General features: G+C 48.8%; 25 protein-coding genes. 15 read left to right on the forward strand and 10 right to left on the reverse strand.

The genetic code is table 11. The features are described from left to right. The first annotated feature begins 20 nt into the window (after positions 1-20). The 3 genes from acs (at position 21) to prmC (ending at position 4000) form a co-directional block, all read left to right on the forward strand. Complete coding sequence (gene acs / locus DET_RS06235) at positions 21-1979, forward strand: acetate--CoA ligase (RefSeq protein ID WP_010936899.1); 1959 nt, start codon at positions 21-23, stop codon at positions 1977-1979. Positions 1980-2099: 120 nt separating this feature from the next. Next, complete coding sequence (prfA, locus tag DET_RS06240; protein ID WP_010936900.1) at positions 2100-3167, forward strand: peptide chain release factor 1; 1068 nt, start codon at positions 2100-2102, stop codon at positions 3165-3167. After that, positions 3167-4000 (forward strand): peptide chain release factor N(5)-glutamine methyltransferase, encoded by an 834-nt coding sequence (prmC, locus tag DET_RS06245; RefSeq protein WP_010936901.1) that lies wholly within the window; start codon positions 3167-3169, stop codon positions 3998-4000. The genes prfA and prmC overlap by 1 nt, the downstream gene beginning before the upstream one ends. A gap of 79 nt (positions 4001-4079) precedes the next feature. On the opposite strand, the gene fusA is transcribed toward prmC, so the two are convergent. The 4 genes from fusA to xerD all read right to left on the reverse strand — a co-directional run bounded on the left by fusA (position 4080) and on the right by xerD (position 8090). Further along, complete coding sequence (gene fusA, locus DET_RS06250) at positions 4080-6131, reverse strand: elongation factor G (RefSeq protein WP_041223391.1); 2052 nt, start codon at positions 6129-6131, stop codon at positions 4080-4082. A 79-nt stretch (positions 6132-6210) separates the two neighbouring features. Continuing rightward, positions 6211-6768, reverse strand: a complete 558-nt coding sequence (locus DET_RS06255) for a stage II sporulation protein M (protein WP_010936903.1) — start codon at positions 6766-6768, stop codon at positions 6211-6213. Positions 6769-6881: 113 nt separating this feature from the next. Then, on the reverse strand, positions 6882-7148 hold the full coding sequence (locus tag DET_RS06260; RefSeq protein WP_010936904.1) for a hypothetical protein: 267 nt from the start codon (positions 7146-7148) through the stop codon (positions 6882-6884). Between the two features lie 33 nt (positions 7149-7181). Further along, positions 7182-8090, reverse strand: coding sequence for a site-specific tyrosine recombinase XerD (gene xerD, locus DET_RS06265; RefSeq protein ID WP_010936905.1), 909 nt, complete (start codon positions 8088-8090; stop codon positions 7182-7184). 166 nt (positions 8091-8256) lie between these two features. On the opposite strand from xerD, the gene uvrC reads away from it, so the two are divergent. Together uvrC and DET_RS06275 are read left to right on the forward strand one after the other, a co-directional pair. Then, the gene (gene uvrC / locus DET_RS06270; protein ID WP_010936906.1) at positions 8257-10080 is read left to right on the forward strand and encodes an excinuclease ABC subunit UvrC; all 1824 of its coding nucleotides are present in this window, start codon (positions 8257-8259) and stop codon (positions 10078-10080) included. 77 nt (positions 10081-10157) lie between these two features. Continuing rightward, positions 10158-10649, forward strand: a complete 492-nt coding sequence (locus tag DET_RS06275) for a GNAT family N-acetyltransferase (protein WP_010936907.1) — start codon at positions 10158-10160, stop codon at positions 10647-10649. Between the two features lie 11 nt (positions 10650-10660). Here DET_RS06275 and DET_RS06280 read toward each other — a convergent pair whose 3' ends face one another. Continuing rightward, positions 10661-11476 (reverse strand): Cof-type HAD-IIB family hydrolase, encoded by an 816-nt coding sequence (locus tag DET_RS06280; protein ID WP_010936908.1) that lies wholly within the window; start codon positions 11474-11476, stop codon positions 10661-10663. Positions 11477-11633: 157 nt separating this feature from the next. On the opposite strand from DET_RS06280, the gene mutS reads away from it, so the two are divergent. Further along, positions 11634-14210 (forward strand): DNA mismatch repair protein MutS, encoded by a 2577-nt coding sequence (gene mutS, locus DET_RS06285; protein ID WP_010936909.1) that lies wholly within the window; start codon positions 11634-11636, stop codon positions 14208-14210. Here the strand turns inward: mutS and DET_RS06290 are convergent. After that, positions 14207-14425 carry a hypothetical protein gene (locus tag DET_RS06290; RefSeq protein WP_010936910.1) on the reverse strand — a complete coding sequence of 73 codons (219 nt, stop codon included), beginning with the start codon at positions 14423-14425 and terminating at the stop codon, positions 14207-14209. The genes mutS and DET_RS06290 overlap by 4 nt on opposite strands. A 243-nt stretch (positions 14426-14668) precedes the next feature. On the opposite strand from DET_RS06290, the gene DET_RS06300 reads away from it, so the two are divergent. Continuing rightward, positions 14669-15031 carry a hypothetical protein gene (locus DET_RS06300; protein ID WP_010936912.1) on the forward strand — a complete coding sequence of 121 codons (363 nt, stop codon included), beginning with the start codon at positions 14669-14671 and terminating at the stop codon, positions 15029-15031. A gap of 43 nt (positions 15032-15074) precedes the next feature. Here the strand turns inward: DET_RS06300 and DET_RS06305 are convergent, their stop codons facing one another. Beyond that, entirely contained in the window at positions 15075-15836 is a 762-nt protein-coding gene (locus tag DET_RS06305) for a fumarylacetoacetate hydrolase family protein (RefSeq protein WP_010936913.1), read from the reverse strand. A 163-nt stretch (positions 15837-15999) separates the two neighbouring features. On the opposite strand from DET_RS06305, the gene DET_RS06310 reads away from it, so the two are divergent. From DET_RS06310 to dnaN, 4 genes are all read left to right on the forward strand, one after another. After that, positions 16000-16545 carry a cob(I)yrinic acid a,c-diamide adenosyltransferase gene (locus DET_RS06310; RefSeq protein WP_010936914.1) on the forward strand — a complete coding sequence of 182 codons (546 nt, stop codon included), beginning with the start codon at positions 16000-16002 and terminating at the stop codon, positions 16543-16545. 20 nt (positions 16546-16565) lie between these two features. After that, positions 16566-17663, forward strand: coding sequence for a fructose-1,6-bisphosphate aldolase/phosphatase (gene fbp / locus DET_RS06315; protein WP_010936915.1), 1098 nt, complete (start codon positions 16566-16568; stop codon positions 17661-17663). Between the two features lie 3 nt (positions 17664-17666). Then, a complete protein-coding gene (locus DET_RS06320) occupies positions 17667-18266 on the forward strand; it encodes an XTP/dITP diphosphatase (protein WP_010936916.1) in 600 nt (199 codons plus the stop codon). Positions 18267-18428: 162 nt separating this feature from the next. Next, positions 18429-19565 carry a DNA polymerase III subunit beta gene (gene dnaN / locus DET_RS06325; protein ID WP_010936917.1) on the forward strand — a complete coding sequence of 379 codons (1137 nt, stop codon included), beginning with the start codon at positions 18429-18431 and terminating at the stop codon, positions 19563-19565. Positions 19566-19815: 250 nt separating this feature from the next. Here the strand turns inward: dnaN and DET_RS06330 are convergent, their stop codons facing one another. Further along, the gene (locus DET_RS06330) at positions 19816-20217 is read right to left on the reverse strand and encodes a hypothetical protein (protein WP_041223392.1); all 402 of its coding nucleotides are present in this window, start codon (positions 20215-20217) and stop codon (positions 19816-19818) included. A 507-nt stretch (positions 20218-20724) separates the two neighbouring features. Here DET_RS06330 and DET_RS06340 point away from each other — a divergent pair. Then, positions 20725-21396, forward strand: coding sequence for a response regulator transcription factor (locus DET_RS06340; protein ID WP_041223471.1), 672 nt, complete (start codon positions 20725-20727; stop codon positions 21394-21396). 233 nt (positions 21397-21629) lie between these two features. Here the strand turns inward: DET_RS06340 and DET_RS06345 are convergent, their stop codons facing one another. Beyond that, positions 21630-22976 carry a sensor histidine kinase gene (locus tag DET_RS06345; protein WP_010936922.1) on the reverse strand — a complete coding sequence of 449 codons (1347 nt, stop codon included), beginning with the start codon at positions 22974-22976 and terminating at the stop codon, positions 21630-21632. Next, on the reverse strand, positions 22973-23641 hold the full coding sequence (locus tag DET_RS06350; protein ID WP_010936923.1) for a response regulator transcription factor: 669 nt from the start codon (positions 23639-23641) through the stop codon (positions 22973-22975). Before DET_RS06350 ends, DET_RS06345 begins: the two co-directional genes overlap by 4 nt. Before the next feature lie 146 nt (positions 23642-23787). On the opposite strand from DET_RS06350, the gene DET_RS06360 reads away from it, so the two are divergent. The 3 genes from DET_RS06360 (at position 23788) to DET_RS06370 (ending at position 25527) form a co-directional block, all read left to right on the forward strand. Further along, positions 23788-24459, forward strand: a complete 672-nt coding sequence (locus DET_RS06360) for a hypothetical protein (RefSeq protein WP_010936924.1) — start codon at positions 23788-23790, stop codon at positions 24457-24459. Between the two features lie 305 nt (positions 24460-24764). Further along, positions 24765-25127 carry an iron chaperone gene (locus DET_RS06365; protein ID WP_010936925.1) on the forward strand — a complete coding sequence of 121 codons (363 nt, stop codon included), beginning with the start codon at positions 24765-24767 and terminating at the stop codon, positions 25125-25127. A gap of 145 nt (positions 25128-25272) precedes the next feature. After that, positions 25273-25527 carry a Smr/MutS family protein gene (locus DET_RS06370; protein WP_041223393.1) on the forward strand — a complete coding sequence of 85 codons (255 nt, stop codon included), beginning with the start codon at positions 25273-25275 and terminating at the stop codon, positions 25525-25527. The last annotated feature ends 82 nt before the right edge of the window (positions 25528-25609 follow it).

Consider the following 25609-nt stretch of genomic DNA (forward strand, 5'->3'; position numbering starts at 1 on the left):
ATACAAGAGGAGGAAAAGACATGAGTACCGAAGAAAAGAAGTTTGAAACCCAGAATCTGCCTACCAAAACTTATTTCTGGCCATTAAAAAGATACCAGGACCTCTACAACAGTGCCCTTACTGACTCCGAGGGTTTCTGGGCTAAACATTCAGACGTGCTTTCATGGGAAAAACCATGGGAAAAAGTACTGGACTGGAATCCGCCTTATGCCCGCTGGTTTGTAGGCGGCAAGCTGAATATGTCTTACCAGTGCGTAGACCGCCATGCCAAAAGCTGGCGTAAAAGCAAGGTGGCCATATACTGGGAAGGCGAAAACGGAGATACCCAAACCATAAGCTATTCTGATCTTTATGAAAACGTAAACCGCTATGCGTCTGTCCTGAAAAAGCTGGGCATAGGCAAGGGAGACAGGGTAACTGTCTACCTGCCCATGATACCCGAAATGGTATATATCCTGCTGGCCTGCAACCGGGTCGGGGCAATCCATAACGTAATCTTCTCCGGCTTTTCTTCCCAGTCTATTGCAGACAGGGTAAATGATTCCGGCTCTAAAATGGTTGTGACCGCCAGCGGAGGCCACCGCCGCGGCAAGATACTGCCCCTTAAAGAAATAGTGGACGAGGCCGTAAAATCCACCCCCAGTGTGGAACACGTGCTGGTTATCAAATACACCGGCTATGAGGTAGTCATGGACCCCGCCAGAGACGTCTGGGCTCATGATATGCTGAAAGATGCCGACAAATACGTAGCCCCTGAAGCTATGGATTCCACTGACCCGCTTTTTATCCTGTACACCTCCGGCACTACCGGCAAACCGAAAGGTATTCTGCACGGCACCGGCGGTTACGGTGTCTGGGCTTGCAATACCCTTAAATGGGCTTTCAAACCCACTGACGAATCAGTCTTCTGGTGTACGGCAGACGTAGGCTGGATTACCGGCCACACTTACGTAGTCTACGCCCCGCTGGCTCTGGGTCTTACCCAGGTTATTTACGAGGGAGCACCGGATTATCCTTCGGTAGACCGCTGGTGGGAAATTATTGATAAATACGGGGTAAGCATATTCTATACCTCGCCTACCGCCATCCGCATGTTTATGCGCCACGGTGAGGAACTGCCCGCCAAGCACAACCTTGGCACTCTGGAAATGCTGGGAAGCGTGGGCGAACCCATCAACCCGGAGGCCTGGGAATGGTATTACAAGAATATAGGCCATGAGAACTGCCCCATTTCCGATACCTGGTGGCAGACCGAAACAGGCGGTTTTATGATTACCCCCTGCCCCGGCATCCAATCATTCCCGCTCAAACCGGGTTCAGCCACTCTGCCCTTGCCGGGTGTTGACCCGGTAGTGGTAGATGCCGAAGGCAAGGAACTGCCGGCTAATGAAATCGGGTTTATTGCCATCCGCAAACCCTGGCCGGGCATAATGCTGGGCATATATAACGGGGATGAACTTTATAAAAAGACCTACTGGAGCCGTTTCCCCGGCTGGTACTGCCCGGGTGACTTCTCCATGAAGGACTCAGACGGCTATCTGTGGCTGCTGGGACGGGCTGACGAAGTTATCAAGGTGGCCGGTCACCGCATAAGCACCGCCGAACTGGAACATGCTTTGGTAGGCCACAGCTCAGTAGCCGAAGCGGCAGTGGCTTCCCGCCCTGACGAAGTGAAGGGTGAAGCCATTGTGGTTTTTGTTACCCTGAAGAAAGATGTGGAAGCCTCAGCAGATGTAAAGAGAGAGCTTACCCACCACCTCCGCACCGCCATCGGCACTATTGCCACCCCGGAGGAGATTATCTTCGTGGAAAAACTGCCCAAAACCCGTTCGGGCAAGATTATGCGCCGCCTGCTGAAGGCCGTTGCCAACGAAGTACCCATTGGTGATACCACTACCCTTGATGACGAAACTTCGGTAAACGAGGCCAGAGCAGCTTTTGACGAACTGCTGGCGGCACGCAAACACCACAAACACTAGCATACGGTCTTAGAGGGCAATCCGGCGGGTACAGTTTCGGCTGTACCCGCTCTCTTTTGTAAAATTTTTGGCTATAGGCTAATATTTTAACTGTCATCAAAGAAATAAGGGTTTGGGACAATGCTTGAAAGATTAGAAAACTGCGAAAAACGCTTCCGGGAAATTGAAGAGGAAATAAGCAAACCGGAAGTTATAAATGATGCCCGGCTGGTGCGTACTCTGGCCCAGGAGCGGGCTGATTTGCAGACCAAAGTGGAAATGTACCGCCGCTATAAAGCCATATCCAAAGAGCTTGAAGATACCAAAAACCTGCTTGAGATTGAAAAAGACGAAGACATGAAGGACATGGTACGCGGTGAGATTGCCAGCCTTGAAAAATCTATGGCAGACCTCTACACCCAGATGACCCTTGAGCTTTTGCCCAAAGACCCCAATGATGACAAAAGCATTATCATGGAAATACGGGCAGGCACAGGCGGTGACGAAGCCGGGCTGTTTGCCGCAGACCTGTATAAGATGTATACCCGCTATGCCCTGCTGAAAAACTGGAAAACCGAAGTCATTGACATAAACGGCAACGTAGCCGGCATTATCAAAGAAGTAGTCTTTGAGGTAAACGGCAAAGGGGCTTTCAGCCGCTTGAAGTATGAACGGGGTGTCCACCGGGTACAGCGTGTCCCCCAGACCGAGGCTTCCGGCCGTATCCATACCTCTACCGCCACTGTCGCCGTCCTCCCCCAGGTAGAGGAAGTAGACATAGATATAAATATGGACGATGTAAGGGTGGATATATTTCATTCCAGCGGCGCCGGCGGACAGAACGTCCAGAAAGTGGCTACTGCCATCCGCCTGACCCATATACCCACGGGCTTGGTTGTCTGCTGTCAGGACGAACGCTCACAGCTGAAAAACAAGAACAAGGCCTTTGCGGTGCTGCGTGCCAGACTGATGGAACTGGAACAAAGCAAGGTGGACGAAGAACGCACTGAAAGCCGCCGCGCCCAGGTGGGACAGGCAGACCGCAGTGAAAAAATACGCACTTACAATTTCCCCCAGGACCGCCTGACAGACCACCGGATAGGGCTTACTGCCCATAACCTGCCCCACATACTGGAAGGATATTTAGACGAAATTATTGATACTTTGGCTACTCACGAACAGACCGAACTTCTAAAGGGCGAAGATTAATGAAATACCGGGAGGCATGGCAGAAAGCCGCCGGTCTCCTTGAGGACAGTGGGCTGGAAGAAGCCCGTCTGGAAGCTGAAATTCTCCTGCGGCATACTCTGGGCATCAGCCGGGTGCAGCTTCATCTGGAACTGGAACGGGAACTACACCCTGATAAAGAAGCCGCTTATTTCCAAACCCTGAAGCGCCGCCTTGAGGGTGAGCCCAGTGCCTATATCACAGGTGCAAAAGAGTTTTACGGCCGCGCCTTTCAGGTGGATAAACGGGTGCTGATACCCAGGCCTGAAACCGAACACCTTATAGAAAAAGCCCTTCGGATTGCCCGCAGTTATGAAAGCCCCTATATTGCAGATATCGGCACAGGCAGCGGGGCTATTGCCATAACGCTGGCACTGGAGCTGAAAGATGCTTATGTATATGCCACTGACATATCCGCAGAGGCTCTGGAAGTAGCCCGGAATAACGCCGCTGAATACCGGCTGGAAAAGCGCCTCATGTTTTACCGGGGAGACCTGCTGGAAAGCCTGCCCGAAATGGTAGATATACTAATGGCAAACCTGCCCTATGTACCCACCGCCGAAGCCGGGCTGCTTAAGGGCGAACCTGTCTCAGCCCTGGACGGTGGGGCAGACGGGTTGGATATATACCGCCGCTTGATACCTGTTTTACCCGGGAAACTTCGCCCCGGCGGCACAGCCCTGCTGGAAATAGGCATACACCAGTCAGAAGTACTTGCCAACTATATAAAAGAGTACCTGCCTCAAGCGGCAGTTGAAATAAGCCCTGATTATGCCGGCATACCCAGAGTAGCCGGTATAACCCTGCCCGCCTGAAAACTGTACTTCTAACATATTCCGCTAAATAAAAAGAGGGGCTTTCGCCCCCCTTGAAAAAGCACCTAGCCCTGATAAACTAAACTTTTTCTGCTTCCAGCTGTACCTGCCTGTCAGCCACCAGTTTCTGGGCAATATGAGCTGGCACCTGCTGGTAATGGGCAAAATCCATCTTGAAATGCCCGCGTCCCTGGGTGATGGATTTTAAGTCTATGGCATAGTGCTGGACTTCACCTAGCGGTGCCTGGGCAATAACTACGCTTTCATCACCCTCGGTGTCCATACCCTGCACCTGAGCCCGCTTGGTATTCAGGTCACCTATAACCGCCCCCATATAGTCTTTGGGAACGATAATCCGCATGTTTTCAATGGGCTCAAGGAGGACAGGCTGAGCCTCTGACAGCCCTTTCTTCAGCGCCCCTGCGGCCGCAATCTTGAAAGCCATTTCAGAGGAGTCCACCGGGTGTGAACTGCCATCCACCAGCGTTACTTTCACATCTACCAGCGGATAACCTGCCATCGGGCCTTCATGGGCGGCTTCACGGATACCCTTTTCAACTGCCGGAATAAAGTTGCGGGGTACAGAGCCGCCTACCACCGCATCTACAAACTCAATCCCGCTGCCCGGCTCTACTTTGATAACTACATGCCCGTACTGGCCATGACCGCCGCTCTGTTTTTTATGTTTGTAATCCGCACCGGCTGCACCCAGTATAGTCTCACGGTAAGGCACGCGGGGAGCAGCCAAATCAACCGCCACCCCAAACTTGCGCCCCATCCGTTCCGCCATCACTTCCAGCTGGGCCTCACCCAAACCGGCGGCAATAGTCTCGCCGGTATCCGCATCCCGATGCACATGCAGGGTCAAATCTTCTTCGCTGAGCCTGGCCAGAGCATTGCCCAGTTTATCCACGTCAGCCTTGCTCTTGGGAAAAACAGCCACCTTGTAGCTGGGCAAGGGCATTTCAAAGCCGCAAAGCAGGGCAGTATGTCCCTGAACACCCAGAGTATCCCCGGTAGCGGTTACCGTCAGTTTGGCTACCGCCCCCATATCGCCGGGGCCTATCTCATTTAGCGTTTCCTGAGTTTTACCCCTAAGTGAAAACAGCTGCCCCACCCTTTCGGGGGCATTTTTATTTATATTCCAAACCTGCGAATTTGAATGCAAAACACCGGTAATCACCCTGAGATAAGTCAGTTTGCCCACATACGGGTCAGCCGAGGTTTTGTAAACCAGCACCGAAAGGGGAGCTTCGGCATCCACTTTTATATCCTCACCCTCGGCTGTCTGGCAAAGACGCTCAAGCGGGCTGGGTAAATATTTGCAGATGTCATCACATAACAGGTCTATGGCAGTGTTTGCCAGGGCAGAGCCGCACAGCACCGGTGCCAGCTTACCCTCCAGTATGGCCTTATTGAGGGCAGTTACCAGCTCATCCTGACTTATCTCTTCTCCGCCCAGGTATTTTTCTATCAGGCTGTCATCTGTTTCAGCCACGCTCTCCAGCAGTTTATCCCGCAGGGTATCTATTTCGGCTTTCAGTTCTTCAGGCACCGTTATTTCCGCCGAGGGCGTACCGGCATAAGCCTTAAGGTTAACCAAATCTACTATACCCTTAAAGTCTTTAAATGAACCTATGGGCAGCTGAACGGCTACGCAGCGGTTGCCGAAATGGCTGTGCAAACTGTCCATCACCCGCTGGAAACTGACATTCTCGCGGTCCATTTTGTTGATAAAAATAAAGCGAGGCATTTTTTGTGCCTCGCAATACTTCCATGACTGTTCTGTACCTACTTCCACCCCTGAGGACGCCGCAGCCACTATCACGGCCGCTTCGCAAACCCTTAAGGCAGCTAGTACCTCTCCCGCAAAATCTGCGTATCCCGGAGTGTCCACTGCATTTATTTTAAAGTCTTTCCATACCAGAGGTATGGGGGTCAGGTTTATGCTTATTTTCTTTTTTATTTCGTCTGGGTCATAATCTGAGGCGGTTGTACCTTCGTCTACCTTTCCCATCCTGCCCAGTATCCCGGCGCTGTAGAGCATAGCCTCTGACAAAGAAGTCTTGCCTGCACCGCTGTGTGATAGTAGGGCTACATTCCGTATCTTTCCCGGATTGACACTTGTCATATAGTTCACCTACCGATAAAAATTAAGTAATTATAACATACAAATATCGGTAAACAAGGTTTTAAGAAAATTTTTAAAGTCAGATACCAAGTGTTTTTTCGAGTAAAAACGGGGTGACAAAGGTCTCAATAGCCGCCGCCGGTATCAGCAGAGCCATACCCAGACCCAGGTAACGCAGATTCTGGCGGAAATTAGCACCAAGCTGTGAACGGGCATCCCGGCTGAATACCGAACTGATAGCCATAGCACCGAAACTGAGAGCGGCCGCCTGGGCTATCACAAAGGCACTCAGCTCAAAAATACCATGGGGAATAATACCGGCTATTACCGCCAGCAGGGACTCTTCTCTGGCAAAGAGAACTCCCACCGCCGAAAGTATCCAGCCGTTTAAAAACAGAGTGACCACAGGATATATAAGCAGGACAGGGGCAAAGGCGAAGGCCATCATGAAGACAAGTGCATTCTTAAGAAGTATCGCCAGAAAAACACCCAGACTGGAAAACCCCTCTAAAGCATTAGCCGTTTCCTCAAGCCCGGACAGCTGGCCTTCAATCAGGTCTGCCGGGGCAAAAAACCCGGTAATTATGCCGGCAGTAAATATAGATGCCGCCAGAATAAGCCACTTTTTATAGTCCATAATACCCTATACCATGCTTTTGAGATTAAATAAACCCGTATCTGCCCTTTCAGGCAGGTAGCCGAACCAGAAAGTCCGGATATGAGGTATCTGCCATTTTCAGGCCAAAGCTGCTACATTACCAGCGCAAGCACTACAAGGGCAGCTGCAATAACCACCGCCAGTACACCTACCAGCCTAAGCTCAGAGCCGATTTCAGGAGGAGTCAGCACAGGCACTGCCCGCCTGGCAGTTTGGGTCACTGGTGCGGCAGCCGCACTTTCGGTTTTATTTATACCCGCTGCTTCAGCCTTAGGCGTTTCCGAAGCCGGCTGCTGCCGGGTGGTTTTATTCTTTTTATCTTGATAGGCCAGCTTGCCTACGCCGCGTTTTTTAGACATTTTTAGAAAGTTCCTCCCTGTATATTAGAACGCCTATTTAGCCCGGGGATGGGCTTTTTCATAACTCCGCTTTATATGCTCGGAAGTAAGGTGGGTATATATCTGGGTAGTAGAAATATTGGCATGACCCAGCAGCTCCTGCACCGAACGCAAATCTGCCCCGCCGGAAAGCATATGGGTGGCAAAACTGTGGCGCAGGGTGTGGGGGGTGACCACGTCATCCAGACCGGCTTCACGGGCATAACCCTTTAAAATCTGCCACAAACCCTGACGGGTTAAGCGGTCTCCCCGCCTGTTTAAAAACAGAGCTTTTTCGGTTTCAGCCCGCACCAGATTGGGGCGGATTTCGGTTAAATATTCCTGTATGCTCTGGGCAGCCTGAGGATAGATGGGTATCATCCGCTCTTTGCGCCCCTTGCCGAAACAGCGCACAAAACCTTCTTTCAGGTCTACATCCAGCACGTTCAGGTTTACCAGTTCGGTAACCCGCATACCCGAAGCATACAAAAGCTCCAGCATGGCCTTATCCCGCTTGGCTTCCGAACTGCCAGACTTAACAGGCTGGTTTAGTAAAGCCCTGACCTGGCTTATGCTGATAGCATCAGGCAGCGGCTTGCCCACTTTGGGTGTGCTGATATTTTCGGTGGGGTTTTCTTTTAGCTTGCCCTCGGCAACCATGAAGTTAAAAAAGCTTTTGGCGGCCGCCATCTTGCGGACTACGGTAGTTATGGCGTAATTCCGTTCCTTAAGGTCCAGCATATAGGCCAGCATGGTCTGGCGGGTAAAGTTTTCCCAGCCGGGTATCTTGCCGGACTTGGCGGCTTCTTTATCTGCAAAAGTCATCATCTGGCGAAGATCATTCTCGTAAGCTTCAGTGGTATTTTCTGAAAACCCCTTTTCAACCATAAGGTAGTTCAGAAAACTTTGTATATCATCACGCATCAGAGTCCTCGCTAAACGTTTAGAATTTTATTTATGTATTGTAACATAACTTTTGCCGCCGTCAAATACGCCCGAAAATTATTTAGCTTTATTTCCCCTCCGAAAAAAATATATCGTTTTTTACTGCCCCTTTGCTTACCTGAGCTGCGGTTGCTACAATTTATCTATGCCAAGCGAAACCCTGCAAAACCAGATAGCCAGTTTACCCGAAAACCCCGGCGTTTACCTGATGAAAAACGCCCAGGGAGAAATCATTTATGTAGGCAAAGCAGCTGTTTTAAAAGACAGGGTCAAATCGTACTTTGTACCCCCATCCCGCCTTGAACCCAAAACCCGTCAGCTGGTCAGCCAGATAAACGAACTAGAATACCTGATAACCGGGTCTGAACAGGAAGCTTTGATACTGGAACTGAACCTGATAAAGAGGCACCGCCCCTATTTCAATGTCCGCCTGAAGGACGATAAGGGTTTTCCGTACCTGAAAATAACTTTAAATGAAAAATGGCCGCGTATATATATAACCCGTAGTATGGCAGATGACGGCGGCAGGTATTTCGGCCCGTTTGCCAGCACCCGTTCCGTCCGCCATACCCTGCAGGTGCTAAAAGAGCTTTTCCGTTTCCGCTCCTGCAACCGCACCGAACCGGAAAAACGCAGCCGCCCCTGTCTGGAATACGATATCCACCAGTGCCTTTCGCCCTGCACCGGCAAAATAAGCAAGCAGGATTATGACCACCTTATCTCACAGGCCATACTCTTTCTGGAGGGCAAACAGGATAAGGTGCTGAAGCTGCTTGCCAAACTTATGAACGAAGCCTCAGCCCGGCTGGATTATGAAACCGCCGCCCTGCGCCGTGACCAGATATCATCTATAAAAGAGGTGATTGAAGGACAGCAGCTGGCCGCCAGGGTAAGCGGCGAACAGGACGCCATTGCCTTTGCCCAGGAAGGAGACCTGTCCATGGTGCAGGTTTTCTTTATCCGGCGGGGCAAACTTATCGGGCGGGAAAGCTTCAGCCTTCAGGGTACCCGCGAAGAAAAACCGGGGGATATCCTTTCTGAATTTGTAAAACAGTTTTACCACTCCTCCACCCAGATACCGCCAAAAATAGTTACCCAGTACCCGCTTTCAGACCGCGAAATACTGGAAAAGTGGCTGTCTGAAAGGCGGGGTGGCAAAGTGCAGATAACGGCGGGGCTTCGCGGACAGCCCAAAGACCTTATAAATATAGTAGCCGAAAATGCCAGGGAACAGCTGAAACAGGCACGGATAAAAAACCTGTCTTCCGCCGCTACCCTGACAGATGCGCTGGAGGAACTGCAAACCGCGCTGGGACTGCCCCTGCCGCCGCAGCGGATAGAAGGCTACGATATATCCAATATACAGGGCACCAATGCCGTAGGCAGCATGGTGGTTTTTGAAAACGGCAAACCCCAGAAAGCTCATTACCGCCGTTTCCGCATTAAGACCGTAAAGGGCGCGGATGATTTTTCCATGCTCAAAGAAGTCATCAGCCGCCGCTTCGGCAGGCTAAACAAAGACAATGCCGGCGAAAGTTTTGCCCGGCGGCCTTCACTCATGCTGATAGACGGCGGCAAAGGTCAATTAAGCTCGGTCAAAGAAACATTAGACACCCTGGGGCTTGAGGGGCAGGCTGTAATAGGTCTGGCAAAAGAATTTGAAGAAATCTATCTGCCCGGAAAATCCGAACCCATCAGGCTTATGGCCAACTCCCCCGCCCTTCAGCTGCTTCAGCGGGTGCGAGACGAAGCCCACCGCTTTGCGCTGGGGTATCACCTGAATATCCGCCATAAATCAGGGCTGACTTCGGCACTGGACGGGATTCCCGGAATCGGCCCAAGCCGCCGCCGCCTGCTTATCAAAACATTCGGTTCGGTTTCAGGTATCCGTCAGGCCAGCCTTGATGAGCTTTTACAGGTAAAGGGTATAAATCAGGCACTTGCCCTGTCTATTAAGGAACTACTCTAAACAAAGGTTGCCACAAGCAGGCAATCAACTACCTGATAGTGGTATAATAGGTTTCAATCTAACGGTAAGAGGTTTATATGCTGGAAATACGTACTCAAACCCCCGAAGATGCCGAAATGGTAGCCGCCTTGACTGAAGCTACCAATAGCCCCATACTGGGAGTGCTGTTTAAAAAACTGGAAGAAGAAGACCTGACCGCATTTAACGAAGTAGCCGTATGGGACGGCAAGATAGTGGGCAAGGCAGTAGCTATAAAAGCTGAGATAGAGTCTGAAGAAGCGTCTCTGCCGGTTTTGTACCTGATGCCGCTGGTAGTTATGCCGGAATACGTCAGGCGGGGCATTGCCCTGGTGCTGGTACGCAAAATACTGGAAAACTGCAAAGCCCAGGAAACAGGGGCACTGCTGGCTCACGGCAACCCGGAGTTTTTTAAGCATCTGGATTTTCTGCCGGCTGAACTTCACGGCATTAAAGATACCACCGGCGAAGCCACTGACAAGCTGATGGCCAAAGAAATAACCGAGGGCTATCTGGCAGAAAAAGGCGGAAACCTGATACTGCCCTTCTAAATATCCTGTATCTAAATAAGAAACTTACTGAAAGCGGCTGCAAGGCCGCTTTCTTCTACATCTAGAGTAACGTAATCTGCTATTTCCTTCAGTTCGGCTCTGGCATTCCCCATTGCCACCCCGAAACCGGCCGCCCTGAAGAGCGGCAAATCATTGCTCCCGTCCCCGAAAGCAATCACATTCCTGAGTGAAATACCCATCTGGGCGGCCATTTTCTCAAGCGCCTGCCCCTTTGAAACACCCGGGCTAAGCACATTTACAAACTCCACTTCAGGATAAGCCGGAGCACGGGCTATGGAGAAATGAAAATCATCTTCAAAACGGGACATGAAAAGTTCCGCCCCGCTGCGTTCCGCAGTGTTATGCACCATCAGCTCTATCTTCTGCACGTCCTGCCGCAAGGCTATCTTCTTAAAATCAGTAACCGTGGGGGAGATATGGAAAAATTCGCGGTGCATTTTGGCAGACCAGTTTTCATACTCCACGTAGTATTCCAATATAGTGTAAAGTTCCAGATAAATACTTTGTTCCCGCACAAAATCAATAGCCGAAAGGAGGGGCTCACGGCTAAGGGGCTGGGAATAGCAGGTCTGGGCGGTATCAGGGTTGTACACCAGCGCCCCGTCACAGAAAATATGAAACCCGTCTAGCCCCAGTTCTTTCAGCAGATAAGTGCAGGCAGGCACGACCCTGCCGGTTGACAGGGCAACCGTAATCCCCTTTTCCCTGGCCTGGGAAATAGCCTTTTTATCCGCCTCGGATATCCTGCCCTGTTTGTTTATCAGGGTTCCGTCCACATCTATAACAGCCAGTTGAAAGTCCGGCAAATTAAATCCCCCCGCGTTTTATAAATGATTAACAGCCAGAGCTGAAAGCCAATTGTAACATCACTGCCGGACATATAACAAAAATACACCCGCCGCAGAGTGAACATTTTCATCCCTTACTTCCCTTTAGGCCGCCAAGCAGTTAAAATGTAAGCTCATGGAAAATATAACTCCCCTGCGTAAACAATACCTGGATATAAAAAAGAACTACCCCGAAGCGATAGTCTTTTTCCGCTTGGGAGACTTTTACGAAACCTTTGAAGAAGACGCCCGTATAGCCGCCCGCGAACTGGAAATAGTCCTTACCAGCCGCGAAATGGGCAAAGGGCTGAAAGTGCCGCTGGCCGGCATACCTTACCACGCCCTGGATAACTACCTCTCACGCCTTATAAACCGCGGCTACAAGGTAGCCATTTGCGAACAGGTAACCAAACCGGGCGAAACCAAGGGCTTAGTGAAAAGGCAGGTGACCCGTCTGGTGACCCCCGGTACGGTAGTTGAGCCGAACCTGCTGGATAGCAAACAGAACAATTTTCTGCTCAGCCTGTACCTGACCGAAGACAGCTGCGGGCTGGCCTTTGCGGATATATCCACCTCGGAGTTCGGCTGTACCCAGCTGGATATAAACGGGCTGGAAGCCGAAATAAACCGCCTGAACCCGGCGGAAATAATACTGCCTAAAAGCCAGAGCTTAAACCTGCCACTGCATCTGAAAGCCACTATAAGCAAGCTGGATGGATACTATTTTGAAGCAGACGTGGCCCGTGAACGTTTACTTAAGCACTTTGAGTGCCAGAACCTTTCCGCTTACGGCTGTGAAAACCTGCCGCTGGCCGTTTCGGCGGCGGGTGCTCTGCTTAACTATCTGGAGGAAACCCAGAAATCATCCCTGAAGCAGCTGGAAAGGCTGGCCGCTTATACTATATCTGACTATATGCAGATAGACAGCCATACGCTTTCCAATCTGGAAATCTTCCGCTCAAGCGGCGGGAACTCCCTCAAAGGGTCTTTACTGGGGGTGCTTGACCAGACCAAAACAGCTATGGGCGGCAGGCTTCTCCGCAAGTTTTTAGGACAGCCGCTGCTTAGGCAGGAAGATATTGAAAAGCGGCTTTCGGCGGTGGATTATTTTTTTGAAGAGAGTCTGGCACGCGCCAGCCTTGCCAAAGCACTGGGACAGATTGCCGATATGGAGCGGATAGCCAACCGTATCCGCCAGAAAACCATACTCCCCAAGGAGCTGATTTCACTTAAAAACAGCTTGGAAACTGTTTCCGCCATTCACCGCCAGTTCGGGCTTATGCCGCCGCCCCGTTTGGCATATTTTCTAAACGGGCTTAAACCCCTGCCCGAAATGCTGGACATTGTAAACGAAGCTATTAACGATGACCCGCCCTCCACCCTGGGTGAAGGCAAAGTAATACGGTCAGGTTTCAACCCCGAAATGGATAAACTCTGCTCTCTGGCCGGGGACGCCAGAACATTCCTTTCCCAGATGGAAGCCCGTGAACGGGAACAGACCGGCATAAAATCACTGAAGCTGGGGTATAACCGGGTTTTCGGGTATTACATAGAGGTGTCCAATGCCAATCTGGCTGACATACCCCAAAACTATATCCGCAAGCAAACGCTGGTAAATGCTGAAAGGTTTATAACCCCCGAACTGAAAGAATACGAAAACCTTATCTTAAATGCTAAAGAACGCCTGCTGGAAATGGAAACCGGGCTTTACGAGCAGGTTTTAAACCAGCTGGGGGGCTTTTACTCCGCTTTGCTCTCAAACGCCGCCGCTTTGGCATCTTTAGACGTACTTTCAGCCTTTGCCGAAGTAGCGGTACGAAACGGCTATGTCCGCCCGCTCTTTCACTCTGAAAACAGCCTGGTTATCCATAGAGGCCGCCACCCCATGGTGGAACAGGGGCTGGGATACGGCAGTTTTGCAGCTAATGACATTTCCCTGTCCGCCGAAGACTGCCAGATAATTATCCTGACCGGCCCCAATATGGCCGGTAAATCCACTTATCTTAAGCAGACCGCCCTTATTGTGCTGATGGCCCAGATAGGTTCTTATGTTCCGGCAGAAACCGCCGAACTCTGCCTGACAGACCGTATTTTCAGCCGCATCGGGGCAAGGGAGGATTTAAGTGCCGGGCAGTCTACCTTCATGGTGGAAATGGTGGAAACAGCATCTATACTGAATACTGCCACCAGCCGCTCCCTGCTGATACTGGACGAAATAGGCCGCGGCACCAGTACCTATGACGGGCTGGCCATTGCCCAGGCGGTTGTGGAGTATATTCATTCGCAGCCTTCACTGCATGCCAAAACGCTCTTTGCCACCCACTATCACGAACTGGTGGAGCTGGCAAACTATCTGCCCAGAGTAAAAAACTACAATATTGCGGTCAGTGAAGACCGGGGGGAAGTGGTTTTCCTGCACAGGATAGTCCCCGGCGGAGTAGATAAAAGTTACGGTATTCACGTGGCTAAACTGGCCGGGCTGCCGGGGTGGGTTATAAAGCGGGCTTACGAAGTGCTTACAGAACTTGAAAATCCTGCTAAAAAAGAGCCGAAAATACGCAACTGCCAGCCGCAGCTTCTGCTGCCCCTGACAGAGCAGACTTCGGCGCTGGCAGAGGAAATAAAAGGGCTGGAAATAGAATCTCTGACGCCGCTTGCAGCTCTTAACAAACTTTACGAACTGAAAAAGAAGGCCGAAGAACAGGGGCTTTAAAGGTTTACCGTACCGACAAATTCCGGAGAATTAACGTCAAATGTCCGGCTGATAATCTCTATACCATCATCTTTCTTGACAGCATAGCTTACAACCAAAATACCGTCTTTATACTTTTCCACCGTACAATCTTCAAGTGTCTCCAGTATAGCCTGACCGGACTGGTCCCACCCTACCCGGTAAGTAACCGAAACCATATCGCCTTTACTAAGCATTCAATGCCCCCGGAATGTCCGCTATTTTTATTTCCGCAGCCAGAATACCGCCGGAAACAGGCGGGCTTTTCCTAAAAAACCGGTGCGGACTGCCCTAAACAGCCCAAACCGTGCATGATTATAGCACAATCGGTTTTGCTTTCAAGTTGACGTTCAGGCAGCACAAAAATATATTGACTAAGGGTTTTAAGGCATCTAATATAAACCGCAGGGTTAGTAAATATCTCGGTGGTTTTTGAGTATATGGGAAAACCTGACGGCATAATTATACTGGTAATCTGGCAGTTTTTTGCCGCTCTCTTCAGTCTGGCAGGCATACTGATAATGTTATTATTCTTTTTACCTGCAGTAGCCTGGTTATATGATTACGCCCGCACGGGAGCTATCTGGGGCTTAAGCATCTTCCTCTTTTTCATCTGCACTTACTTTGCGGCCTCAATAGCGGGGGGAATAGGTCTGCTGAGCGGCCGTAAATACGGGCGGCTGGCCAGTTTATACCAGGCTGCGGTTTCGCTGATTTTATTCCCTTTGGGTACAGCCGCCGGCATATTCGGCCTGATATACCTCAACCGGCCAGATGCCAAACAGTATTTCCGGAAAACCTAAGCCGGGAAGATTTCTTTTGAAGAGATACCCTGCCCCAAAAGCTTTATTTCAAAGCCAGGTGGTTTATCAAACTGCCTATACCTGAAATGCGTACTTCCACCCTGTCTCCGGGTTTCATCGGCCCGATGCCCGAAGGCGTGCCGGTGGCAATAATATCACCCGGCATCAGGGTCATTACCTCTGATACAAAGCTGACTATCAGGGGAATATCAAATATCATATCTGCCGTAAAAGCGCGCTGTTTAAGCTTGCCGTTCAGGTAGGTCTCCAGCAACTGACCCTGGGGGTCAAGCTCAGTTTCTATCCACGGGCCGCAGACCGCGAAGGTATCAAAGCCTTTAGCCCGTGACCACTGCCCGTCCGCCTTCTGCAAATCTCTGGCGGTTACATCATTAAAACAGCTGTATCCCAGTATATAATCAAAGGCAGCTTCGGGGCTTATATTGCGGGCTTTCTTTTTTATAATAACGGCCAGTTCCCCTTCATAATCCACCTGCCCGGATTGAGACGGTTTTATTATGTTATCTTCCGTGCCGATAATACCGCCGGCATTTTTAAAAAAGATAAGGGGTGTCCGGGGCAGATTTTCAGCCATCTCTCCGGCATGGGCTTTGTAGTTTAAACCAATGGCCACTATTTTAGACGGGGCTGAGGGGGGAAGAAGCTTCACTGCCGAAAGGTCAAAAACCCGGCCTGAAAAAACAACTTTGGCGAAAGGATTGCCCTTTAGTTCCTTTAGCTGGGAACCTTCCAGCACGGCATACCCGGCCCGTCTGCCGGTAAGATTAAAACGCACTATTTTCATATGTACACTATTCTAGCCTGTAGCCCCGAAGGGTGCAATCAAAAGTTTTTACCCGCCTGCAAAGCCTGAGCCAAGCAGAAATACCCGGAGTTTGGCTTGACAGTCCCGTATGCCACTGTTAAACTTTATCTTCGGCGCTAGGCCGTATGTTGGGAGGATTTTTTTGGTAACAAACCATACCCCTTACCTTGAAAAAGGCCTTATATCCATATTCACCGGTGAAGGCAAGGGTAAGACCTCGGCTGCAGTCGGCACTGCTATCAGGGCTGCCGGTCACGGGCTGAGGGTTTGCCTCATTTTTTTTGCCAAAGGAAAACGTTTTGACCACGGCGAATTTAAAATATTGTCTTCCCTGCCGAATGTAACTTTGCAAAGCTTCGGCCAGGCCGGCTGGATACTCAAAAATATATCCGAAGAAACCCGCACACAGGCGGAACGGGCTTTTGAGACCGCCTCCGAAGCGGTAACCGGCGGGCAGTATGACCTGGTAGTCATGGACGAAATCATGATAGCCCTGACGGCCGGGCTGGTCACCACCGAACAGGTTATCCGGATGATAAACGCCAAACCGCCCTGCGTAGAGCTGATTATGACCGGGCGGGGCGCCCCGGCTGAACTTATAGAACTGGCTGACCTGGTTTCGGAAATAAAGGCAGTCAAACACCCGTATACTAGGGGCATCAAAGCCCGTAAAGGTATAGATTACTAATCTTCACCAAGGAGAAAATAATGAAAGTAACCCTTAGTGTTATTAAAGCAGATATCGGCGGTTTTGTAGGCCATTCGGACTCACACCCGCAGTGTCTGGTCAGGGCTGAAAAGCACCTGGCGGAGGCCAAAAAGAATGGCATGCTGATTGATTACCATATAACTAAGTGCGGTGACGACCTCCAGCTGGTTATGACCCACCAGAAAGGTATAAACAACAAAGTTATTCACGAAATGGCCTGGGATACCTTTGTAAGCTGCACCGAAGTTGCCAAAGAGCTGAAGCTTTACGGCGCAGGGCAGGACTTGCTGTGTGATGCCTTCTCCGGAAACGTAAAGGGCATGGGGCCCGGCGTAGCCGAAATGGAGCTTGAGGAACGGCCTTCCGAACCTATCATAATCTTCATGGCCGACAAGACCTCTTCCGGTGCCTGGAATCTGCCTCTTTACAAAATGTTTGCAGACCCCTTTAACACCATAGGTTTGGTCATAGCTGAAAATATGCATGACGGCTTCTCCTTTGAGGTTCATGACGTCAAGGAAAGCAAGGGCATTAGCTTTAACACCCCCGAAGAAATTTATGACATGCTGGTATTTATCGGCGCTCATTCCCGCTTCGCTATCAAGAGTGTTTCCACCCGCAAGGGCGAGATTGCGGCTGTTTCTTCCACCCAGAAACTGGCCTTTTTAGCTGACCGTTATGTAGGTAAAGACGACCCGGTTTGTATTGTCCGCGCTCAGGGGTCTTTCCCGGCTGTGGGTGAAATACTTGAACCCTTCGCCCAGCCTTATCTGGTAGAAGGCTGGATGCGCGGCTCGCACAACGGCCCTATTATGCCTGTCTCAATAGAAGACAGCACCCCCACCCGCTTTGACGGCCCGCCCCGGGTAACCGCTCTGGGTTTCCAGCTGTCAAACGGTATGCTTATCGGCCCGCGTGATATGTTTAAAGATAAGTCTTTTGACAATGCCCGCCAGAAATCACTGGATATGGCAGATATGATGCGCTCCCACGGCCCGTTTGAGCCCCATCGCCTGCCGCTGGAGGAAATGGAATACACCACCATGCCTCAGGTATCCAAGAAACTGGCCGGACGCTTTAAACCCCTGGAAGACTAGTTTATGCCCAAGCTCCTGCTGGCAAGCAACAACCGGGGCAAGCTGAGAGAATATGCTTCTCTCCTTAGCGGTTCGGGTTTTGAGCTTGTCACACCGGCAGATATGGGTATAGATATAACAGTTGCCGAAACCGGCACTACATTTGAAGAGAATGCCCGCTTGAAAGCCGCCGCTCTGGCGGAAGCAAGCGGGATTCTTACTTTGGCAGATGACTCCGGTCTGGCAGTAGACGCTCTGGGGGGTGAACCCGGGGTCTATTCCGCCCGCTATGCCGGGGAAAACGCTACGGATACAGACCGGAATGCATATCTTCTGTCTAAAATGCACACTATCCCCGCTGAAAAACGCACCGCCCGTTTCTGTTGTGTAATCGCCATTGCCCAGCCGGGCCATATCATCGCCACCTTTGAGGGTACTTGCGAAGGATTTATAAGCACTGAACCCCGCGGCACTAATGGATTTGGCTATGACCCCGTTTTTTACCTGCCGGAATACGGTAAAACTATGGCCGAACTCCCGTCTGAAATAAAAAACAGCATTTCCCACCGGTCTATAGCCGCCCAAAAAGCCAGCCGGTTTCTGATCCAAATAGCCACTAGCTAGTTAAGCTACACCAAATAAATTTACACACTCTGCTCTTTTTTTAATCCCGTTTTTATTCCTTGATAAACTATTTACTGCCTCATTTTGAGCACAAAAATATCTTGTTTAAGTGCTATTCTTGGGATATACTGAAAGACCAGTAAATAACCCCGGGGGGTAAATATGAAACTTACATGCTTACAGGAAAATCTGAACAAGGGTCTAAACATTGTGGGCAAAGCGGCTGCCGGCCGGACTACCCTGCCCATTACCAACAATGTCCTTATCTCAACTGATGACGGACGTTTAAAACTAGCCGCCACCAATCTCGAAATGGCTATCAGCTGCTGGATAGGAGCCAAGATAGAGGAAGAAGGGAGCACCACCGTACCTGCCAAACTCCTGACCGAATTTGTCAGCTCTCTGCCCAATGATAAAATAGAATTAAACCTTAATGCCAAGTCAAAGGCACTCAATATCAAATGCGCCCGCTTTGAGGCACGCATAACAGGCGTTGACGCAAAAGACTTCCCGCCTGTACCCAAAGTGGAAAACGGCATCTCCACCAAGATTAACGTTGAGGCCTTCCGCCAGGCCGTAAGCGAAGTGGTATTTGCTTCGGCAACTGACGAATCCCGCCCGGTGCTCACTGGTGTCAACGCCGAATTTGAAGGCAGCACCCTAACTCTGGCTGCAGCTGACGGTTTCCGTTTGGCTGTCTATAAACTGCCTCTGCTGGAAGCGGTAAAAACCGCTACTAAAGTAATCATTCCAGCCCGTACACTGGGTGAGCTTTCCCGCCTGGCCAGCATGGACGAGGAAGAAGCCCTGATGATAAATGTAGATACTGCCAAGAGCCAGATACTTTTCAGGCTTAAAAATATTGAGTTGGTATCTCAGCTGGTACAGGGAAATTTCCCCCAGTACAACCAGATAATCCCCCAAAGCTTTACTACCAAAGTGGTAGTAGATGCCAACCAGTTCCTTATGGCCACCAGAACGGCTACAATCTTTGCCCGTGACGGCGGCGGCATAGTCCGGCTGATGATGAACCCCGGAGGCAATAATACCCCCGGTAAGCTCACCATCTCCGCCCGCTCTGAAGAAGTGGGTGACAATACCGGTGAACTTGATGCCGTAGTTCAGGGTGAGGAAGCTAAAATAGCCTTCAACGGCAAATATCTTCTGGACGTCCTGGGAGTACTTAAAGCCCAGCAAGTATCACTGGAAGTAACCAGCCCGTCAAGCCCCGGTGTGATAAAACCGGTGGGGGCGGACAACTACATCCACGTTATTATGCCCATGTTCGTGCAGTGGTGAGTACGTTCAAATCAAGGTAACCTTTGATGCTTACACCTTCAGGAGTAGCTGAAATTTTCAAATCCAGATAGGTGTAAGCATCTTTCTTTTCAGCGTTTGAGCAATTATCTAAACAGGGTACGACTTTGGCACAAAGTTCTTTAATACTTTCCTGCATCTCCCAGGCTTTTGCCAGATTTTCTTTAGCCTGGATAAGAACGTTGATTATACTATATATATCTTACTTTATGTTAAGATACGCCTTCGTTAATTACGATACTCTTTCATATTTGAAATAGTAATACCAGGCAGTTCCTGAATGCGTAACCAAGAGAACTTTAAACGCAATTGCCTCTTCGGGTTTTACTCCATCTATAGAGTAAATTACGGGATTAAGCCTGCCACAATCGTCCGGAGATAATAAGCTGCCAGTTGTATATTCAGCGGCAGTACTAGTTGCCGCATCATAAGTTCCTAAAGGATGTATATTAGTTAATACCTGCTGCTTAGCTACTATTTTGCCTGTATTAAGATATAAATGCCCCTGGTAAGTTATTTCCGAAGGCACTGGGGTTGTCCCCCATAACACTTCGTCACTATCGCACCCGGTAAAACTTAATGCGGAAAAAGTGAGTATACTAAGTATTCCCAATAAGATTATTCTGTTTTTCATTTTAATCCCGCCCGGCAATATAATATTGCGTAAACAAATAGCACCACTTCTGTATTGTCTGGATTATCCATGGCAAAAAACTGTCAGCAGCGCTGCATGATTCATTTACGCAGGATAAGATACGCTATTGAACCCAGAGGGGGGAGCAAAAAGGTAAAGATACCCCAGAATAGGTATGAGGACATCTGATAGCCACGTTTTTTGGCATCCCGCACAACAAGTATAGTGAACAAAACACTCATAACCAGCCACAAGAAAATTGGCGGGCTCAGCAAAATAGACCATATTTCATGCCAACCGAATACCGGCATTTTTTAATTCCTCCTGTTATTTTTCAGAATGTAAGGCAGTATCTTAAGATTAATTATCAGGCTTATCCCCTTTTACAGCAACTGACTTAGTTTACAAACTTAATCTGAACTGAAAATGAATAACCCGGATAAACTTTCTACAAATGCAGACATTTTCGTTAATCTGCACCCGGACTGAATGCTATAATATATGCTGATGAAACTGCTGTTAATCGAAGATGATGCCAATCTGGCAAAAGTCATTACTTCCGGTCTTGAAGAAAATGGATATGCAGTCAATTGGGAGTCCAATGGCAAACTTGGAGCTGAAATGGCTTTGGCCTATACCTTTGATGTCATCATCCTGGATATAATGCTGCCTGAACTTGATGGTTTCGCTGTATGCCATAAAATCCGCTCCAATGGCAATCAAACCCCCATCATAATGCTGACCGCCAGGTATCAGGAAGCTGACAAAGTAAATGGGCTTAACTGCGGAGCGGATGATTACCTGGTGAAACCTTTCAGCTTCCCCGAACTGCTTGCCCGCCTGAGAGCCTTGCTAAGACGGGCCAATAACCAGCATTCTCCCTCTATCAAGCTCAGGAAACTTACTTTAAACACAGTGGACAGAAGAGCTTTTTACGATGGCAGGGAAATAGAGCTTACGGCTAAAGAATACGGCATTCTTGAATATTTGGTACTGAACAAGAACTGCATAATTACCAAGAATATGATTGAAGAGCATATCTGGGAATCTGAAAGTGACATTTTTTCCAATGTCATAGAAGTGTTAATCAGCCGTATCCGCAAGAAACTGGACAACAATAATAAAAATTCTCTTATAAAAACGGTAAAAGGGTTAGGGTATATTATTGAGGATAAATAGCCTGCGAACTAAGTCAGCCGTCTTTTTCGCCGTTATCATCAGCTTTCAGACTGAAACAGCCTGATATATTTTTCTTAATAGGCTTGTTAATTACCTGATTAAAAAACCTTGCAGGCTTCTTCTTCTTTGGATTTGAGCAGTTATCTATTCGGCTAAATTAAACCCGGTTTTGCTGAAAGAATGCCCTTAGGAGTAGAGCTGTATTAAAAATTTAACTGACACTAATGACTTTTCTATACCGACTGCTTGGGCAAAAATACCTTAAAGACAGTGCCTTTGCCCGGTTCACTTTCCACCTCAACCCGCCCTTTGTATATCTCAGAGGTACTCTTTACTATAGATAAACCTAAGCCAGTACCTTCTGCACTCCAATCAGCCCGGTAAAACCTGTCAAATATACGGGGGAGGTGCTCCTTACTTATCCCAATTCCGGTATCTTTTATGGCAAGCACCATAAACCCGCTTTCGTCTCTAAGGGAAATCATTACCTGCCCTCCGTCAGGGGTATACTTGGCAGCATTTGAAAAAAGATTATCAAAGAGACGGCTGAACTGTTCGGGCTCTCCGTATATGTTTAAACCGGGCTGGATATCCCGAATCAGCTTAATCTTTTTCGTTTCAAAAGCGGTCTGCCATTTATCAGCACTGCTTTCCAGGGCAGCACCCAAATCTATTTTCAAGCTTAGAGCCGGACGCGGACCGGCATCCAGACTGGCCAGAGCCATCAAATCATCAATAATCAGCGCCATTTTCTCAACTTGCTTTACAATATTCTTAAAAGCCTGACGGTATTCCTCGGTATTCCGCTCTTTGCGAAGCGCCAACTCGGATTCCGCCCTAATTACCGTAAGCGGGGCTTTCAAATCATGGGAGGCATCAGAAGTAAAGCGGTGCTGGCTTTGAATAAACCCGTAAACCCGGTCAAAAAGTGAATTTAAGGTTGCCGAAAGCTGGCCTAATTCATCATTTTGTTTCACCGGAATACGGTCTTTCAGGTCAGACGGATTTATATTATTGGTGGTATGGGTGATTACCTGAACCTGTTTTAAACACCGGTAAGCCAAAAAATAGCCTAAGGCAGCGGCGATAATAAGGACAAAGGGAATGGCCATAAAGAGAATCTGTTTATACTGATCCAGAGTTTTATAAATATACCCGGCATCACCCACAAGTATAAGGAGCTGGTTGGGCTTATAATCATTATCATACCAGGCTACATAAAACCTTAACTGGGAATCCGGAATTTCCAAGCGCATGGCGGGCATATACTCATTTATGGCGGTTATGTCGGCAATGGAATCCTGGATAACAGATTTGTACCTTTCACTCCCGGATATAAGACCGGTTTCAATATCATATATATAAACCACTTCCGCAAACACATCCCCCGCATAATACAGGCTATTGCCCTCAGATCGGATAATTTCTCCGGCTGCTTTTTCAGCATCAGCCGCCAAAGAATCATTCAGGCTGCTGAATAAATGGTAAGACAAAAAGAAGTACGATATGAGACCAAAAAACCCAAGTACCGAGAGCAATACCAGGGCATTAATAATGGTCAGCTTTATCTTTACGCTCATCTATCCAGCCTGTATCCCGCCCCGCGCAAGGTCTTAATAGGGCCGCTTTTTGCATCCCAGCCCAGCTTTTGGCGCAACTTTTTTATCAGGGAATCAATAGTATTGGAGACAGATGTGCTTTCCGCCCCCCAAAGATGCTCCTCCAGCATGGACCGGGTGATAAGAACACCGGGATTGGTAATAAAATATTCCAGTATTTTATATTCTGCCGCTGTAAGCTTTATCTCGGTTTTCCCGCCGCAAACCCGGTGGGATACATTGTCAAAAGAAATGCCGGCTGTTTCAACAACCGGCAATACCCTCAGAGGCGGCCTCCGCTGAAGTGCCCGTATCCGGGCAAACAGTTCATCACAGGCAAAAGGCTTGCAAAGGTAGTCATCCGCACCGGCATCCAAACCCTTTACCTTTGAATCAAGCGAATCTCTGGCGGTAAGCATGAGCACAGATGTAACTATGCCGTCAGCCCTGAGCTTCCGGCAGACCTCAATACCATTTTTATCCGGCAAGCCGATATCCAGAATCAATAGGTCAAATTCAGAATTTGCGGCAAAGTATTCTCCCGAAGCCCCGTCACAGGCATATTCAACCACATGCCCGGCCTCACCGAGAGCCCGCTCCAGGGTTTGGCAGAGACACTTATCATCATCAAGTAATAAAATCCGCACGCCGCAAAGCCTTTTACCTGTTAATCATTCATAATTCCTATAATAGCACTATTTTGGCCTCAGCGGTCATCCAATAATCATCTTTTGGTCATTTATTGTTCATCTTTATATGCTAGGCTTGTACTAATCAGCTATGAGGAGTAATTATGATTAGAGTATTAGCCTCGGTATTACTCGGTGTCATGGTATCCGCCCTGCCGGTTGCAGCCAATGTATCAGCGGCAGAAATAGCAAGCAAGTATTATCCGAATCCCCAGGTCTTTGACAACACTTATGGCACTATCCTCAGCCCTTCGGAAATAGTGGCCCTATACCCTATGTCCGCAGAAGATGAAGCCAAACTAATTCAGGTTGTACCCCAATGCCCGGTAAATGTAGACGGAGTATGGTATAAAGCAGAGGAAATCACCCTTTTCAACGGGCATCAGCTTCACTTTACTACAGATAAAAAAGGCGGGTTATACGCTTTTACTGATGCCAGAGCCATGGAAATATTCCTTGAAGCAGAATACGGGGATATATTCAATACTTCCACTGACAAAGCGATGCAGATGCTGCGGCTGGACCGCAGCGAACTATTTGCAGACTGGCTGTACTCAGGCAACCTTATGCTGCTTGACCCTTATGCCCAAATATCTAATCTGGCAACGCTGGGCTGGGATAACCAAATCTCCTCCGCTCAGATTTGCAGTTCCGCACCGGTTACACTTTGGGAGTATTCCGGTTTTCAAGGCAGCAGCTTTACCATGCTGGCGGATTCAAGCCATGCGGCTTTGACTTTTGAAGGCTGGAACGACAGGGCATCAGCTATATCTTAATGATTACTTTAAAGCAGGTATCTGTTTTAAAGATTGGCTAGACCTGTTTCAGGTAAGGCACGGAAATTCAAGGTAAGGGTTTGCTGTAGATTTGATATCCGGCAGTCTAACCCTTACCTTAAAAATTTAAAAAAGCTAATGACTATTTAAAAAACCTCTTCAGAAACAACCGCAAATGCAGGGCGAACTAACAAACTCTCTGTATATACACCCCCAAAACCAAACCAGGGATTGAACCTGCCCTGATTTAACCTTAGAATAAGATGGTAAATGTCTGGCTACTTTTAACCAAACAGGAATAAGAAATGCAAAATACACCTGACAAAAGTATAGATAAATATATCCAGGGGTTCCCTGAGAATGTTCAGGTTATTCTCAGGGAGTTAAGGCAGGTTATCAGTGAGGAGGCACCTCAGGCCGTTGAGACTATCAGCTACGGCATACCTACATTTAAGCTAAAAGGCAATCTGGTGCATTTCGGTGCTTTCAAAAACCACATAAGCTTTTTCCCCTCATCATCAGGCATCACCGCTTTTGAAAAAGAGCTGTCAGCTTACGAGATATCCAAAGGCACAGTCAGGTTTCCGCTGGATAAACCGCTGCCATTTCCGCTCATCAGAAAAATTGTGGCTTTCAGAGTAAACGAAAACTTAGCGAATAAAAAATAAGAGTGATACCTAAATAGCCGGCAAGAATACTCCACCAAAAGGCCAAACTCCGGCTGGCTATTTGGCAAGCTATATCATTTTAGTTTATGATGCACCCGTCCGGCGCACCCTTCCCGCCTGCTAAATATATAAACGGTAAGGTAAAATGACAAAACTGGTCCTGGATTTACACGATATTTACAATAAAAGCGGTCAGATTGAGGCTGAACTGCACAGGGTAATCAACCAGGCGGTTGAAAAGAAAATCAGCCCGGTGGAGATTATCCCCGGCAAGGGCTCAGGTCAGCTCAAGAAACATGTTCTCAGGTTTCTGGCCCAGCCCGATATTAAAAAACTCTACCACCGGCTGGAAAAAGACGATAAAAACTTCGGGCGGGTGTTTGTCCATTTCAAGTTTTAGCCGCCCCAAAATGCGTAGCTGAAAAGATTGTCTTGACGATAAATAACTGCTAGAGTATGTAATAACTTTTTTAAAGAGAAGA

Source organism: Dehalococcoides mccartyi 195 (assembly GCF_000011905.1).
GTDB lineage: Bacteria > Chloroflexota > Dehalococcoidia > Dehalococcoidales > Dehalococcoidaceae > Dehalococcoides > Dehalococcoides mccartyi.

Coding starts and splice junctions, on each gene's coding strand:
- uvrC (WP_010936906.1), top strand. CDS start 8,257: ATGCCAAGCGAAACCCTGCAAAACCAGATAGCCAGTTTACCCGAAAAC.
- DET_RS06290 (WP_010936910.1), bottom strand. CDS start 14,425: ATGCTTAGTAAAGGCGATATGGTTTCGGTTACTTACCGGGTAGGGTGG.
- DET_RS06370 (WP_041223393.1), top strand. CDS start 25,273: ATGACAAAACTGGTCCTGGATTTACACGATATTTACAATAAAAGCGGT.
- fbp (WP_010936915.1), top strand. CDS start 16,566: ATGAAAGTAACCCTTAGTGTTATTAAAGCAGATATCGGCGGTTTTGTA.
- DET_RS06275 (WP_010936907.1), top strand. CDS start 10,158: ATGCTGGAAATACGTACTCAAACCCCCGAAGATGCCGAAATGGTAGCC.
- DET_RS06255 (WP_010936903.1), bottom strand. CDS start 6,768: ATGGACTATAAAAAGTGGCTTATTCTGGCGGCATCTATATTTACTGCC.
- DET_RS06320 (WP_010936916.1), top strand. CDS start 17,667: ATGCCCAAGCTCCTGCTGGCAAGCAACAACCGGGGCAAGCTGAGAGAA.
- DET_RS06330 (WP_041223392.1), bottom strand. CDS start 20,217: ATGAAAAACAGAATAATCTTATTGGGAATACTTAGTATACTCACTTTT.
- DET_RS06340 (WP_041223471.1), top strand. CDS start 20,725: ATGAAACTGCTGTTAATCGAAGATGATGCCAATCTGGCAAAAGTCATT.
- fusA (WP_041223391.1), bottom strand. CDS start 6,131: ATGACAAGTGTCAATCCGGGAAAGATACGGAATGTAGCCCTACTATCA.
- DET_RS06305 (WP_010936913.1), bottom strand. CDS start 15,836: ATGAAAATAGTGCGTTTTAATCTTACCGGCAGACGGGCCGGGTATGCC.
- acs (WP_010936899.1), top strand. CDS start 21: ATGAGTACCGAAGAAAAGAAGTTTGAAACCCAGAATCTGCCTACCAAA.
- DET_RS06345 (WP_010936922.1), bottom strand. CDS start 22,976: ATGAGCGTAAAGATAAAGCTGACCATTATTAATGCCCTGGTATTGCTC.
- DET_RS06360 (WP_010936924.1), top strand. CDS start 23,788: ATGATTAGAGTATTAGCCTCGGTATTACTCGGTGTCATGGTATCCGCC.
- DET_RS06365 (WP_010936925.1), top strand. CDS start 24,765: ATGCAAAATACACCTGACAAAAGTATAGATAAATATATCCAGGGGTTC.
- prmC (WP_010936901.1), top strand. CDS start 3,167: ATGAAATACCGGGAGGCATGGCAGAAAGCCGCCGGTCTCCTTGAGGAC.
- prfA (WP_010936900.1), top strand. CDS start 2,100: ATGCTTGAAAGATTAGAAAACTGCGAAAAACGCTTCCGGGAAATTGAA.
- xerD (WP_010936905.1), bottom strand. CDS start 8,090: ATGCGTGATGATATACAAAGTTTTCTGAACTACCTTATGGTTGAAAAG.
- dnaN (WP_010936917.1), top strand. CDS start 18,429: ATGAAACTTACATGCTTACAGGAAAATCTGAACAAGGGTCTAAACATT.
- DET_RS06300 (WP_010936912.1), top strand. CDS start 14,669: ATGGGAAAACCTGACGGCATAATTATACTGGTAATCTGGCAGTTTTTT.
- mutS (WP_010936909.1), top strand. CDS start 11,634: ATGGAAAATATAACTCCCCTGCGTAAACAATACCTGGATATAAAAAAG.
- DET_RS06260 (WP_010936904.1), bottom strand. CDS start 7,148: ATGTCTAAAAAACGCGGCGTAGGCAAGCTGGCCTATCAAGATAAAAAG.